General features: G+C 64.4%; 16 protein-coding genes. 7 read left to right on the forward strand and 9 right to left on the reverse strand.

The features are described 5' to 3' along the window. Positions 1-44 precede the first annotated feature (44 nt). Positions 45-692 (forward strand): pentapeptide repeat-containing protein, encoded by a 648-nt coding sequence (locus SLT36_RS22080; protein ID WP_432284445.1) that lies wholly within the window; start codon positions 45-47, stop codon positions 690-692. A gap of 10 nt (positions 693-702) precedes the next feature. On the opposite strand, the gene SLT36_RS22085 is transcribed toward SLT36_RS22080, so the two are convergent. After that, positions 703-1,311, reverse strand: coding sequence for an NAD(P)H-dependent oxidoreductase (locus SLT36_RS22085; protein ID WP_432284446.1), 609 nt, complete (start codon positions 1,309-1,311; stop codon positions 703-705). Positions 1,312-1,415: 104 nt separating this feature from the next. Here SLT36_RS22085 and SLT36_RS22090 point away from each other — a divergent pair, with 104 nt between their 5' ends. Continuing rightward, on the forward strand, positions 1,416-2,009 hold the full coding sequence (locus SLT36_RS22090) for a TetR/AcrR family transcriptional regulator (protein WP_432284447.1): 594 nt from the start codon (positions 1,416-1,418) through the stop codon (positions 2,007-2,009). 34 nt (positions 2,010-2,043) lie between these two features. Here the strand turns inward: SLT36_RS22090 and SLT36_RS22095 are convergent, their stop codons facing one another. Next, positions 2,044-3,252 carry an MFS transporter gene (locus tag SLT36_RS22095; RefSeq protein WP_432284448.1) on the reverse strand — a complete coding sequence of 403 codons (1,209 nt, stop codon included), beginning with the start codon at positions 3,250-3,252 and terminating at the stop codon, positions 2,044-2,046. Positions 3,253-3,320: 68 nt separating this feature from the next. On the opposite strand from SLT36_RS22095, the gene SLT36_RS22100 reads away from it, so the two are divergent. Both SLT36_RS22100 and SLT36_RS22105 read left to right on the forward strand, forming a co-directional pair. After that, positions 3,321-3,770, forward strand: a complete 450-nt coding sequence (locus SLT36_RS22100; protein ID WP_432284449.1) for a helix-turn-helix domain-containing protein — start codon at positions 3,321-3,323, stop codon at positions 3,768-3,770. 80 nt (positions 3,771-3,850) lie between these two features. Next, entirely contained in the window at positions 3,851-4,369 is a 519-nt protein-coding gene (locus SLT36_RS22105; protein ID WP_432284450.1) for a GNAT family N-acetyltransferase, read from the forward strand. A gap of 45 nt (positions 4,370-4,414) precedes the next feature. Here SLT36_RS22105 and SLT36_RS22110 read toward each other — a convergent pair whose 3' ends face one another. Further along, positions 4,415-5,158 carry an SDR family oxidoreductase gene (locus SLT36_RS22110; RefSeq protein ID WP_432284451.1) on the reverse strand — a complete coding sequence of 248 codons (744 nt, stop codon included), beginning with the start codon at positions 5,156-5,158 and terminating at the stop codon, positions 4,415-4,417. A 99-nt stretch (positions 5,159-5,257) separates the two neighbouring features. Between SLT36_RS22110 and SLT36_RS22115 the strand changes: the two genes are divergently transcribed. From SLT36_RS22115 to SLT36_RS22125, 3 genes are all read left to right on the forward strand, one after another. Continuing rightward, complete coding sequence (locus SLT36_RS22115; protein ID WP_432284452.1) at positions 5,258-6,175, forward strand: AraC family transcriptional regulator; 918 nt, start codon at positions 5,258-5,260, stop codon at positions 6,173-6,175. Between the two features lie 217 nt (positions 6,176-6,392). Next, positions 6,393-6,824: a hypothetical protein gene (locus tag SLT36_RS22120; RefSeq protein WP_432284453.1), complete on the forward strand. Its 432-nt coding sequence runs from the start codon at positions 6,393-6,395 to the stop codon at positions 6,822-6,824. A 118-nt stretch (positions 6,825-6,942) separates the two neighbouring features. After that, positions 6,943-7,881, forward strand: a complete 939-nt coding sequence (locus tag SLT36_RS22125) for an IS481 family transposase (protein ID WP_432284454.1) — start codon at positions 6,943-6,945, stop codon at positions 7,879-7,881. Here the strand turns inward: SLT36_RS22125 and era are convergent. From era to SLT36_RS22155, 6 genes are all read right to left on the reverse strand, one after another. Next, positions 7,878-8,807 (reverse strand): GTPase Era, encoded by a 930-nt coding sequence (gene era, locus SLT36_RS22130; protein WP_432284455.1) that lies wholly within the window; start codon positions 8,805-8,807, stop codon positions 7,878-7,880. The genes SLT36_RS22125 and era overlap by 4 nt on opposite strands. Next, the gene (rnc, locus tag SLT36_RS22135) at positions 8,804-9,526 is read right to left on the reverse strand and encodes a ribonuclease III (protein ID WP_432284456.1); all 723 of its coding nucleotides are present in this window, start codon (positions 9,524-9,526) and stop codon (positions 8,804-8,806) included. Before rnc ends, era begins: the two co-directional genes overlap by 4 nt. A 2-nt stretch (positions 9,527-9,528) precedes the next feature. Beyond that, the gene (gene lepB / locus SLT36_RS22140; protein ID WP_432284457.1) at positions 9,529-10,275 is read right to left on the reverse strand and encodes a signal peptidase I; all 747 of its coding nucleotides are present in this window, start codon (positions 10,273-10,275) and stop codon (positions 9,529-9,531) included. Between the two features lie 103 nt (positions 10,276-10,378). Next, on the reverse strand, positions 10,379-10,795 hold the full coding sequence (acpS, locus tag SLT36_RS22145) for a holo-ACP synthase (RefSeq protein WP_432284458.1): 417 nt from the start codon (positions 10,793-10,795) through the stop codon (positions 10,379-10,381). Between the two features lie 100 nt (positions 10,796-10,895). Continuing rightward, entirely contained in the window at positions 10,896-11,474 is a 579-nt protein-coding gene (gene pyrE, locus SLT36_RS22150; RefSeq protein ID WP_432288434.1) for an orotate phosphoribosyltransferase, read from the reverse strand. Between the two features lie 36 nt (positions 11,475-11,510). Next, positions 11,511-13,745, reverse strand: a complete 2,235-nt coding sequence (locus tag SLT36_RS22155; protein ID WP_432284459.1) for a RelA/SpoT family protein — start codon at positions 13,743-13,745, stop codon at positions 11,511-11,513. Positions 13,746-13,840 lie beyond the last annotated feature (95 nt).

Consider the following 13,840-nt stretch of genomic DNA (forward strand, 5'->3'; position numbering starts at 1 on the left):
CGACCGCCCGCGACGCGACAGTTTCGAAAACCATGCCAGCCAACATGCCTGCCACCGCCCTCGTCGACCTCATCGCCCAGGGGCAGCGCTCCTTCAGCGGCCTGCAGCTGGCCGGCAGCGATCTGTCGCGGCTCGACTTCAGCGGCTGCACATTCGCCGACTGCGCTCTTTCAGACGCCGACTTCAGGGGTTCGACGCTGACCGACACACGCTGGACCAGTTGCCGCATGGCGGGCGCCAAACTCATGGCCATCGACGGCGTCGACGCACAGCTCCACAATTGCGACCTCTCCAACACCGACTGGACAAGGTCGCGGCTCAACGGCTCGACCTTCAGCCAGAGCAAGCTGACGGGGGCGAATTTCGCCGCCAGCACGTTCATCGGCGCCGACTTCCGGCAATGCCGGCTGGTCAGCGCCCTGCTGCCGGCGATCTCGTTCCGGCGCAAGACGCTTGACCATCTCGATTTCAGCGATGCCGAGCTCACCGGCTGCGATTTCCGCGAGGCGATCTTCGACGGCTGCAGCCTGCGCGGTGCCAGCCTGCGCTCCTGCCGCTTCGAAGGTGCCGACCTGCGCGGCTGCGACATCGGCCCGATGAAACTCAACGAGGCGGTCATCCTCAAGGGTGCTGCGATCTCGAAAAGCCAGGCGACCGAGCTGTTGCGCGGCCTCGGCCTGCTGGTGCTTTAGCACCCCGCTTTCACGCCGCCTCGGTCCGGCCCTGCCCGGCTTCGAACAGGTTGCGGCCGATGGCGCGCGCCGCTTCGAGATGCTCGGCCGCGCCCAGCGTTTCAGTGTCGAGCAAAAGCTCCGATGTGACGACGGGCGCACCGACATAATCGAAGATGCCATGGTCGATCTGCGTCTTCATCGCGCCGAAATAGCCGTGCCGGGCGTAGGTCCGCATGGTTGCGCCGCCAATGGCGACAAGATGCACCTTGAGATGGCGCAGCCGCTTGACCGGCCTGATGCCCGTGCCTTCGTCATAGGCCCAGCCATTGGCAAAGACGCGGTCGATCCAGCCCTTGAGAAGCGCCGGCATCGACCACCAGTAGACGGGGTAGACCAGTACCAGCGTGTCGGCGCGGTCGATCCGCGCCTGCTCGGCGGCGACGTCGGCAGCAGGCGCCACTTCCCGGCGGTGAACGGCGAGATCGGTTGCCGTATAGCGCGGGTCGAAGCCTTCCCCGGCAATGTCGGCGATCTCGTGGGTGTGGCCGGCCAGCGCGACACCTTCGGCAAGCTGGGCTGCGACGCCATGGCTGAGTGACTTCGGATCGGGATGGGCGACGACGATAAGAGCGTGCATTGGAATTCCTGTTTCGTGGTTGCGGGCAACGGCCGCCGCCTATATACTTTTTGTAACCTACTTTTAGTATATACTTTTGTTATATTATGCCGTCAAGCACCGAAATGACCGAACCGCCGGCCCGCCGCCGCCTGTCACGTGAGGACCGTCGCCGGCAGCTGATCGAGGTCTCCTGGCAGATCATCCGCGAAGACGGCACCGAAGCGCTGACCTTGCCCCGGCTGGCCGAGCAGGCCAGCGTGGCAAAACCCGTCGTCTACGATCATTTCGCCACGCGGCCCGCCTTGCTCGCAGCGCTGTACCAGGAGTTCGACACGCACCAGACCGCGCTGATGGACGCGGCATTCCAGGCCAGCGAGCCAACCCTGCCGAGCCGGGCGATGGTCATCGCCTCGTCTTATGTCGACTGCGTGCTCGAACAGGGCCGCGAGATCCCCGGGGTGATCTCGGCGCTTGCCGGCTCGCCCGAGCTGGCCAGGGTCAAGCGCGACTATGAAGCTGTTTTCATGGAGAAGTGCCGGACCCTGCTCGCCCCGTTCGCGCCGGCCGGCACCGTAGCTGCGTCAGGGCTTCTGGCGATGCTCGGTGCAGCAGAAGCGCTGTCCTTCGCCGCGGCGAGCGGAGACATTACGGCCGCTGAGGCCAAGGACGAGCTGTTCCAGACCATCCTCGCCATGGTCGCCAGAAACGCGCGCTGATGCGACGCGGCCGCACTGTGTGCGAGGTCAAGGCTCAGCGCCTGGCGGTCCTTGCAAGGGCACCCGCCGCTCCGGCTGCGACTGCCATAGCTGCCAGAAGCAGCGTCATGGAGCTGAACAGCGTTCCGTAGCCATGGCGGGTTATCAGCGGCGTGACGAGCAACGGCGAAATGAACTGGCCGATGAAGATCGACGCGGTCAGTATGCCGCCGCTGACGCCCCTGCGCCGCAGTGGTGCAAGGTTCAAGGTCAGCGCAACGAAGCTCGGCGAAACCAGCGCATAACCCGCGCCGATCGAAGCCGCCGCGGCAAACAGTGTCGGCGTCGCGTCGGCCAGGACGAGCAGCAGGAAACCAACTGCCATCGCGGCATAACCGAGGAGAAAGATGCCGGCATACCCCGTGGCGCGCTGCAGCTTGGGATAGATCAGCGCGAAGCCGCCGCCGGAAAGCATCACCGTGCCGAGGATCGCGCCGGTCATCATGGCGGCGTCATAGCCTTGAGCCTCGAGAAAGAACGACATCTGCGTCGGCATGACGAAGAAGATCATGTTGGTCACCGCCTGCAGCAGCACCAGCAGCGAAAGCAGCAGCACCCAGGACTTATGCCCGGCGGCATCGCCCGCCGCCGTGGCGCCTGTTGCCTGCGAACGCCGGGGCGGATCGACGATGACCATCCACATCAGGGGCAGAAAGACAATCGCAAGCCCATAGATGGCGAAAGGCCAGCGCGGCGACATCGCCGCTGCCCATCCGGCGAGCGAGATGAAGACCAGGCCGCCAAAATTGCGCGCCGATATCTGCAGCCCGGTCATGGCGCTGCGCTTGTCGCCGCTGAAATAGTCGCCGACAAGGGCGGTCTGCGCCGTCATGATGAGTGCCACCGCCACCCCGAGAACGAGTCGGCTCATGAAGATGCTGGGCAGGTCGGGCAGGACCAATCCGGCGCATCCGGCAACGGCAAACAGGATCACGCCCCAAAGCAGCAGCAGGCGGCGCCCGAACCGGTCTGCCGCGAGCCCGGCGAAGGGCGCGAACAAGGCGACGCTGAGCGACGGCGCCGGCACCAGCAGGCGGGTCAGCATCGCGGCGTTCGGATCGCCTGCAAACAGCCGCTCGAGCCCCGGCAGCGCCGGGCTGATGGTCGCGTTTGCCATGGTGGTCAGCGACGCGGCCAGCAGCAGGGCGAGCGCGCGCCCATCCAGCCAGACCGGTCTTTCCAGTGTTTGTTGAATGACTTGCATGATTTTTCCTCTTGCTGAATTCGACTGTTCGGCACAGCGTACGAATTCAAGCCAACTTGAGGTCAAGCATGCATTTTCTGGATATTGGCGAGGTCGTCGAACGCACGGGCGTTCCGCCGTCGACGCTGCGCTATTACGAGGAGATCGGCCTGATCCGTTCGGTGGCGCGGCACGGTCTGCGCAGGCAGTTCGACCACGACGTGCTGATGAAGCTGTCGCTCATCGCCATGGGCAAGGCGGCCGGCTTCTCGCTGCCCGAGATAGCGGGCATGTTCGGCCGCGACGACCGGCCCGATATCCCGCGCGAGCAACTGCATGCCAGGGCCAGGGAGCTGGAACGGCAGATTATCGAGCTCAGGATGCTGCGCGACGTCATCCGCCACGTTGCCGACTGCCCCGCGCCCTCGCACATGGAGTGCCCGAGCTTCCGCAAATTGCTGAAGTCGGCGACGACGACTGCTGCCAGCCGTTCGCCGAAACCGCCGACGGCACGGGCAAGATCGGCGCGCCGGCGCTAGTCTGTTGGCAATGACAACGGACTTGTTCCAGGCGGCCTCGCCATGCCATTGAGCCGGCGAAAGCAATGGACGAGATGTCGATGATCAGAACTGCCAGGCTTGAAGATGCCTCCAGCCTGGCTGCCATCGGCATCGAGGTCTGGCTCAACACCTACATCCGCGACGGCGTGAATGCGCTTTTCGCCGACTACGCGCTGGAGCACTTCACGACGAGCCGCTTCGAGGATGCCTTGTCGAAGGCGGACAATTTCATCCTGGTGTCCGAAAACAAGGCTGGCATCGACGGCTTTGTGCACATCGCGCTTGATGCCCCCGCCCCGGTGGCAGGTTGTTCCGACCTCGAAATCGCCAAGCTGTATGTCCAGCCCCGCCACCAGGGCTCGGGCGCCGGCGGCAGGCTGCTTCAGGCGGCACTGCGCGTCTGCGCCGGCACCGGACGGCCCGACGTCTGGCTTGCGGTCAATGCCGAAAACCAGCGCGCCACCGACTTCTACCTGAGGAAGGGTTTTGCCAAGGCCGGCGAAACCCGGTTCCAGATCCACGACCAGTCCTACCCCAACCACGTGCTGCGCTACGATCTGGCTCTTGTCGCAGCATGATCTTTTCCGAAAACCGGCCCCCACTTCCAGGGATCATGCTCTGACTCAGCTCGCCTGCGCCAGCGCCACCGCATCGGGTCCCGCCGGAAAGCGCAGCTGCCCCGACATATCGTTCGCGGCCAACCACACGGCTTCGGCGACGTCGGTTTCCTTCGTCACCATTTCAGGTGTCGCAAAGCCGGCGAAGATCGGCCCGGCAAAGCCGGCATAAGCTTCGGGAATGAGATCCTCGACCCGCAGTTCGGTGTTGTGGGCAAAACGCGTGCTTGGCGCATAGCCCGGCTCGACCAGCTTGACCCTGACATCGAAGGCGCCGAGCTCATGCGCCAGCGAGCCGGTGAAACCCTCGATCGCCATCTTGCTTGCGGTGTAGGCGGCGGCCAGCGGCATCGGCGCAATCGTCACACTCGACGTCACGTTGACGACGACGCCCGACCGGCGCGCGCGAAACTGCGGGATGACCGCCTGGGTCATCGCCATGACGCCAAAGGTGTTGGTCTCGAACAGCTTGCGCACATGCACCATCGGCATCGCCTCGAAGGCGCCGACGAGGCCGATGCCGGCATTGTTGACCAGCACGTCGAGCGGACCGCTGGCGTCGAGCGCAGCCGCTATGCTGTCCTCATTGGTAACGTCGAGTGCAACCACCCGCATCCGCTCTGAGCGCGGCAGGATGTCCTGGCGTGGGCTGCGCATGGTGGCAACGACGTTCCAGCCCTGGGCATGGAAGTGACGGGCGGTCTCCAGGCCATAACCCGAGGAGCATCCGGTGATCAGTACGGTTTTCATGACATTTTCCCTTGATGATTGTTGACGCCACGAAAATACCGTCCAAAATCAGGACTATCATCAATCTATAATCCGTATTTTATTGGCAATAGTCCTGATATGGCAGACACCCTCACCACCGACCCGCTCGCCCAGGTCATCGAGCTGCTGCAGCCGCGCACCGTGTTCTCGAAGGGGATCAGCGGCGCTGGCGCGTGGGGCGTGCGTTATTCGGAATTCGGCCAGCCCGGCTTCTGCGCCGTGCTCGAAGGCCGATGCCGCCTTGCCGTCGATGGGGAAGCACAGGTTGTGCTCGAACAGGGCGACTTCGTGCTGTTGCCGGCCACCCCTGCCTTCACCATGTCCGGTTTCGAGCCGGTGACGCCACGACGCATCGATCCGAAGACAACGCCCGCTCCGACGGAGGAGGTTCGCCACGGCCGGCAGGACGGCCCCGCCGATGTCCGCCTGCTCGGCGGCTATTTCGTCTTCGGCTCGCCCGATGCGGCACTTTTGGTGTCGCTGCTGCCCGCCATGATCCATATCAGCGGTGTCGAGCGGCTTTCGACGCTGGTGCGGCTCGTCGGCGAGGAGGCGAGCCGGGACAATGCCGGCCGCGAGCTGGTGCTCGGCCGCCTCGTCGAGATCCTGCTGATCGAAGCGCTCAGGGCGAACCGCACCAAGGGCTCGCCACCCGGCTTCCTCAGCGGACTTTCGGATGCCAGGATTTCAGCGGCGATCAGGCGGATGCATGGCGATCCGCAGCGGCCATGGACGGTGGCCGAACTGGCCGGCGCGGCCGGCCTGTCGCGCTCGGCCTTCTTCGACCGCTTCACCCGCACCGTCGGTATCAGGCCGATGGAATATCTGCAGGCCTGGCGCATGGCGCTGGCCAAGAACCTGCTCGCCGGCAAGGACATCGCGCTCGACGAAGTCGCCCGAAAGGTCGGCTACGGCTCGGCCAGCACCTTCAGCACCGCCTTCAGCCGCCATGTCGGGCAGCCGCCGGGCCGCTACGCGCGCAGCGATCGCAGCTGATGCGGGATTGGACATCTGGCGGACGGAGCAGTCTATCTGCCCAGGCCAGAGATCCTGGATATCAGGTCAAGCCTCGTTTCAAATCGCCAGCCAGTGCAACCTGAGCCTGCTTGCCGCGATAACGGTTGTTTCACTAGGATGACTTGCCGGAAAGCACGCTGAACATTCGGCAGACGGTGATTTCTTCGCAACGTCAACTTTGATGGATCTGGTCACGATGAGCCTGTCCATTCGGACAACTGGTGCTGCACCGTCCTTCAGGCCAGTGCTGATCTCCTGCGCGACATTTGCACTGCTGACGACAGGTTCCTGCCTGGCCGCAAGCGCGCTCTACGGCATCGGCGCATGGGGCATCATGATCTGGCCACTGATGCTCGCACCGATCAATTTTTGCGCCTATTCGCTTTTGAGATGGCGGGCAATCCAGCGCCTTGGAACCCGCGGCTCGATCATCGCAGTGGTTTCGGCGGCGATATGGACGGGTGCGGCTCTCGTCGTCGCCGCCATCATGGCGTTGGGTCTGCTGATGACAGGCGAACATCCTCTGTTCGCCATCGCCACGTTTATCATGGCCGCACCATCTGCGGCGGCCATTCCGATCAGTGCGCTCGCTGGCCATGCAGCCCACAGGATCGCAGGACTGAACTGACCGTGCACTGCTGCGCAAGAAAATGCCCTAACTGTCGAAGCTATGAAGGTTGTTCATTCGAGGATGGACTGAGAAGCTGGGGTTGCGAAGCCAACCAACCTTCAGTGGAGCTCCCCGAATGAACGTTCATAAGAATGCGCTTTTGACGCCTTCAGGTCGAGTGCTTTTGGTTCAACGCATTGAACAGGGCTGGAGCGTGCGGCGTGCTGCCGGTTCGGCCGGGGTTTCGGAACGGACAGCCTATCGCTGGCTCGGCCGCTACCGGGCCGGCGACCGGGTTCTGCACGATCGCAGTTCAGCGCCGCACCGCTGCCGGCATCGGCTGGCAGCCATGCAGGTGTCTCGGATCGAGCAGTTGCGCCGCCAGCGCATGACGGGGCCGGCGATTGCCCGGTCCTTGGGCTTGGCGCGCTCGACGGTGGGCCTGGTGCTGCGCCGGCTGGGACTGAACCGGCTGGCCTGGCTTGATCCCCGGCCGCCGGTGCTGCGCTACGAGCGGCAGCGGCCGGGCGAACTGATCCATATGGACATCAAGACCCTGGGCCGCATCGACGGCGTTGGCCACCGGATCACGAGCCAGCACCAGGGCCATCATCGCGCCCGCGGCATCGGCTACGAACACCTGCATGTCGCCATCGACGATGCCTCGCGCCTCGCCTATGTCGAACTGCTGCCAAGCCTGGGCCGGGAAGATGCCACCGGTTTCCTCAACCGGGCACTGGCCTGGTATGCCAGGCTGGGCGCCAGGGTTGAGCGGGTGATGACCGACAATGGCTCGGCTTATCGCTCCAAACTGTTCGCCCAGGCGCTCCAAGGTGCCGGTGCCCGACACATCCGCACAAGACCCTATACTCCGCGCACCAACGGCAAGGCCGAGCGCTTCATCCAGACTTCGCTGCGCGAATGGGCCTATGCAAGGCCATACGCCTCATCGAACGAACGCGCCAAGGCCATCCACCATTGGGCAGCCAACTACAACCTGGAACGCCCACATTCCGCCCTTGGCGGCATCAGCCCGTTCCAAAGACTGAACAACCTTCTTGGAAACGACAGCTAGCGCGGGAAATCCAGTCCCATCTCGCGGTAGCGCTCGGGGTCGTCGCCCCAGTTTTCGCGCACCTTGACGAACAGGAACAGGTGCACCTTCTGCTCGAGGATGCCGCCGATTTCCATGCGCGAGGCCTGGCCGATGGCGCGGATGGTCTCGCCCTTGTGGCCGAGCACGATCTTCTTCTGGCTGTCGCGCTCGACATAGATGACCTGCTCGATGCGCACCGAGCCGTCGGGCTTTTCTTCCCACTTCTCGGTCTCGACATGCGAGGAGTAAGGCAATTCCTGGTGCAGCCTGAGATAGAGCTTCTCGCGGGTGATCTCGGCCGCCAGCTGGCGCATCGGCAGGTCGGAGATCTGGTCTTCCGGGTAATACCACGGCCCCTCGGGCAGCCGCCTGGCGAGGAAATCGAGCAGGTCCTTGCAGCCGGAGCCGGTCAGCGCCGACACCATGAAGGTGCGCTCGAAGTCGACGCGCTCATTGGCGGTTGCGGTCAGCTTCAACAGCTTTTCGGGATCGACCCGATCGACCTTGTTGAGGATCAGCACCTTGGGCTGACGCACATCCTTGAGCCGTTCGAGGATGGCGTCGGCATCGCCCTTGATGCCACGCTCGGCATCGATCAGCACCAGGATCAGGTCGGCATCCTTGGCGCCGCCCCAGGCAGTCGTCACCATCGCGGTGTCGAGGCGGCGCTTCGGCTTGAAGATGCCCGGCGTGTCGATGAACACGATCTGGGCGGTGTCGTGGGTGGCGATGCCGCGCACGATGGCGCGGGTGGTCTGCACCTTATGGGTGACGATCGACACCTTGGCGCCGACGAGCTGGTTGACCAGCGTCGACTTGCCGGCATTCGGCGCGCCCAGCAGGGCGACGAAACCCGAGCGAGTGCCGCCCGTCGCGGGCAGTGTGGTTTCAGGGGCATCGGTCACGATGCGGTCTCCTCATTCTTCCATACGCCCTCGCGCACCAGCAAGGCTGCGGCAGCGCTCTGCTCGGCCTCGCGCTTGGAGCGTCCGGTGCCGGTGGCGGGCAAAAATTGTCCGACCCGCACGATCACCGAAAAGACGGGGTCGTGATCAGGGCCGGTGCGGCTTTCGATCTCGTAGGCAGGCACTGAAGTCGACGCCTGGTGCGCCCATTCCTGCAGTTCGGTCTTGGGGTCGCGGCGTGCCGCCCCCACGGCCTTGGCGCGCGGCTTCCAGAATGTGTGGATGAAGCGCTTGGCCGCGTCCAGCCCGCCGTCGAGATAGATGACGGCGATCAGCGATTCCAGCGCGTCGGCACGCAGGTTGACGCGCTTGCGCTCGGCCAGATTGCGCAGTTCCGAGCCGGCGCGGATCAGTTCGGCAAGGCCGATCTCGTCGGCGATCTGGGCCAGCGCCTCGGCATTGACCAGCGCGTTGAGACGGACCGACAGCTCGCCTTCGGGCGCATCGGGAAAATCCGACACAAGCATGTCGGCAACGGCGAGGCCGAGCACCCGGTCACCCAGGAACTCGAAACGCTCGTAGTCGACGCCGGCATTGGCGCTGCGCGCGCTGCCATGCGTCAGCGCCCGTTGCAGGCGCTGATGGTCGCGGAAATTGTGGCCGGTGCGGAGTTGCAGCGCGTCGGCGAGTTCCGTGGCGGTGAGCCGTTTGCCTGCCATGCCTATCGGACGAAGTTGAACAGGCGCGAGGCGCGCATCTCGGTCGGCCACTTCCAGATCTCGAGCGGGCTTGCGCCGCTGGCGATCGAGAAGAAGATGATGTTGGCGCGGCCGACGAGGTGATCGGCGGGCACGAAGCCGACATTGAAGCGGCTGTCGGTCGAGTTGTCGCGGTTGTCGCCCATCATGAAGAAGTGGCCTTCGGGCACGACGAATTCACGCGTGTTGTCGCCGATCGCATCCGGCGTCAGGTCGAGCGTGTCGTAGGAGACGCCGTTCGGCAGCGTCTCGCGATAGACGTCGACCGGACGGTTGACCTCGGTGATATCGGGGTTGTCGATCTGGCCGACCTTCTCGCGCGGCACGGCGGTGCCGTTGATGTAGAGCTGGCCGTCCTTCATCTGGATGCGGTCGCCGGGCAGGCCGACGACGCGCTTGATGTAGTCGAGCGACGGGTTGGGCGGGAACTTGAAGACGACGACGTCGCCGCGCTCGGGATCCGAACCGAAGATGCGGCCGGAGAACAGGTTGGGCGACAGCGGCAGCGAATAGCGCGAATAGCCATAGGCCCATTTGGTGACGAACAGATAGTCGCCCTCGAGCAGCGTCGGCCGCATCGAGCCCGACGGAATCGAGAACGGCTGGAACAGCAGCGTCCGGATCACCAAAGCGAGCAGCAGCGCCTGGACGATGACGCTTACGGTCTCGCCGAGCCCGCCGGACTTCTTCTGTTTTTCAGCCACGCTCATGTCGTCCTCGTTTTTTACCACGCCCTTGTCGTCACCGATTGGGGGCGCGATGGGTATAAGGGCTCACCGCCCCAGGAGCAATGTCCAAGCCGGTGCCAAAACCCTAAGATAGTGGCGGTTGTTCGACCGGCAGCGCCTCGATGATCACAAAGGCTTGCGCAAGCGGAAAATCGTCGGTGATGGTCAGGTGAACCACCGCGCGATGGCCTGGGGGCAGCATGGTTGACAGCCTGTGCGCCGCACCGCCGGTCAGTTCCATCGTCGGACGCCCGCCCGGCAGGTTGACCACGCCCATGTCGCGCCAGAACACACCTTCTGATATGCCGCAGCCGAGCGCCTTGGAACAGGCCTCCTTGGCGGCGAAACGCTTGGCATAAGACGCGATCCGCCCCCGCCGCCCCTCGGCGCGCGCCTGCTCGGCATCGGTGAAGATACGCTGGATGAAGCGCTCGCCATGACGGACGATCGATTTCTCGATCCGCCTGATGTCGACAAGGTCGCTGCCGATGCCGAGGATCATTTTTTCCCTCTCGAGGCACTTGGCCCAAGCTGCCGATCTCCCCCCTTGCGGGGGAGATGGCCGGCAGGCCAGAGGGGGGTGACCGGGCTCAACGAGAACCTCAAATGTTCCGGCTGCCCGGCTTGATCGCCGGGATCGCCGCCAGTTCCGGCGGCAACTGGTCGACCGGATAGGCCGGCACCTCATATTCGGCGAGCGCGATCAACGGCACGCCGACATCGGTCTTGCCGGCCGAGCGGTCGATGATGCAGGCGGCGGCCACCACCTCGGCGCCGAGTTCGTTCAGGCAGGCGATGGTCTCGCGGATCGACAGGCCCGTCGTGACGATGTCCTCGACGATGACGACACGCGCGCCTTTCTCGATCTCGAAGCGGCGCAGGCGGAAGGTGCCCTGCTCGCGCTCGACCCAGATCGCCGGCACCTTGAGATGCCTTGACGTTTCATAGGCGGGGATCAGGCCGCCGATCGCCGGCCCCACGACATAGTCGATGTCGCCCTTGACCTCGGCGCGGATCTTGTCGGCCAGCGCCCTGCACAAAGCTTCGGTCTTGTCGGCATGCATGAAGACGCGGGCCTTCTGCAGGAACACCGGGCTGCGCAGGCCCGAGGTCAGGATGAAATGGCCTTCGAGCACGGCGCCCGCCGAGCGGAAAATGTCGAGAACGTCTTGTGTCTGCATCATCGTCTTTCCTGTCGTCAGTCCAGTGCCCCTGCCTCACCCGTTGACGCGGCGGGCATCGCTGACGCTGGAGTTGTCCTTGAGCTGGGAGATCAGCCGGTTCAGGTGCTTCAGATCCCAGACTTCGAGATCGAGCAGCATTTCGGTGAAGTCGGGTGCGGTGCGGATCATCGACAGCGTGTGGATGTTGGCGTCGTTGGCCGCCACCACCTGGGCGATGTCGGCGAGCGAGCCGGGCGCGTTGATCGCTGTCACCGAAAGCCGGGCCGGAAAGCGCTCCTTCGAGCCCTCGTCGAGGTCCCAGCGCACGTCGATCCAGCGCTCCGGCTGGTCGTCAAAGGCCATCAGCGACGGCGACTGGATCGGGTAGATGGTGATGCCCGAACCCGGCTGCATGATGCCGACGATGCGGTCGCCCGGCACCGCCCCTTCGGGGGCGAAACGCACCGGCAGGTCGCCGCTGACGCCGCGGATCGGCACGGCACTGCCTTGCGCCTTCTGTTCCTTGCGCGACGGCGCGGTCGAGCGGCCGGGAATCTGGAACAGCATGCCGGCGGCGTTGCGGATCTTCGACCAGCCCTCCTCGCGCGGCTTGGCCGGATGGGTGGCGCGCTCTTCCTTGTAGTCGGGGAAGACGGCGCGGACGACGTCGTTGGACGACAGCTCGCCGCGACCGACGGACGCCAGCACGTCCTCGATGTCCTTGCGCGCTAGGCGGTGCAGCACCGGCTTCAGGCTGTCCTTGGAGAACTTCTTGCCGGCGCGCTCGAAGGCGCGTTCGAGGATGCGGGCGCCGAGGCCGGAATATTGCTTGCGGATGGCGTTCTTGGTCGCCCGCCGGATCGCCGAGCGCGCCTTGCCGGTGACGACGATCGATTCCCACGCCGCCGGCGGCACCTGCGCCTTGGAGCGGATGATCTCGACCTCGTCGCCATTCTTGAGCTCGGTCATCAAAGGCATCACCCGGCCGTTGACCTTGGCGCCGACGCAGGTGTCGCCGACGTCTGTATGCACCGCGTAGGCAAAGTCGATCGGGGTCGCACCCCTGGGCAGCGCGATCAGCATGCCCTTGGGCGTGAAGCAGAAGACCTGGTCCTGGAACAGCTCGAGCTTGGTGTTTTCGAGGAAATCCTCGGGATTGTCGCCGTCGGCGAGCTGCTCGATGGTGCGCCTGAGCCAGCCATAGGCGTTGGTTTCCTTCGAGATGGTGTGACCGGCGCCATTGGTCGGCTTGCCGGCATTGTCCTTGTAGATCGAATGCGCGGCGACGCCATATTCGGCGATCTTGTTCATCTCGCGGGTGCGGATCTGCAGCTCGATGCGCTGGCGCGACGGACCGACGATGGTGGTGTGGATCGAGCGGTAGTCGTTCTGCTTCGGCGTCGAGATGTAGTCCTTGAACCGCCCCGGCACCATCGACCACGTCGTGTGGATCGAACCCAGCGCACGATAACAATCCTCGACGGACTCGACGACGACGCGGAAGCCGAAGATGTCGGACAGCTGCTCGAACGACAGCGCCTTGGTCTCCATCTTGCGGAACACCGACCACGGTTTCTTCTGCCGGCTCTTCACCGTCGCCTTGATGTCGTATTTCTCGAACTGCGCCGACAGCGCCTTCTCGATGTCGCCGAGCACGCCCTTCGAGCGCTCCGACATCTCCGAAAGCCGTTCGGTGACGGTGCGGTAGGCCTCGGGATTGATGTAGCGGAAGGCGAGCTCCTCGAGCTCCTCGCGCATGCCCTGCATGCCCATACGCCCGGCGAGCGGCGCATAGATGTCCATCGTCTCCTCGGCGATGCGCAGGCGCTTGCTCTCGGGCACGTGGTGCAGCGTGCGCATGTTGTGCAGCCGGTCGGCGAGCTTGACCAGGAGAACGCGCACGTCCTCGGAGATGGCCAGCAGAAGCTTGCGCAGGTTTTCCGCCTGCTCGGCCTTCTTGGAGACGAGGTCGAGCTTCTTGAGCTTGGTCAGGCCCTCGACAAGCTTGCCGATGTCGGGACCGAACAGCTCGTCGATCTCGGCGCGGGTCGCCGAAGTGTCCTCGATGGTGTCATGCAGCAGGGCGACCGCGATGGTCGCCTCGTCGAGATGCATGTCGGTGAGGATCGCCGCCACTTCGAGCGGGTGCGAAAAATAGGGATCGCCCGAGGCGCGGCGCTGATGACCATGCTTCTGCATGGCATAGACATAGGCCTTGTTGAGCAGCGCCTCGTTGACGTCAGGCTTGTAGCGCTGGACGCGCTCGACAAGCTCATACTGACGCATCATGGGCGGCTTCCCGGAACTTGAAATGAATCATGCGCCGCAAGGGCTTGCGACGCATGTCATAGATAAACACAGATGTGGCGGCGCGGAAGTGCCGA

Origin of the sequence: Aminobacter sp. BA135 (assembly GCF_050859125.1) — a bacterium.
Lineage (GTDB): Bacteria > Pseudomonadota > Alphaproteobacteria > Rhizobiales > Rhizobiaceae > Aminobacter > Aminobacter ciceronei.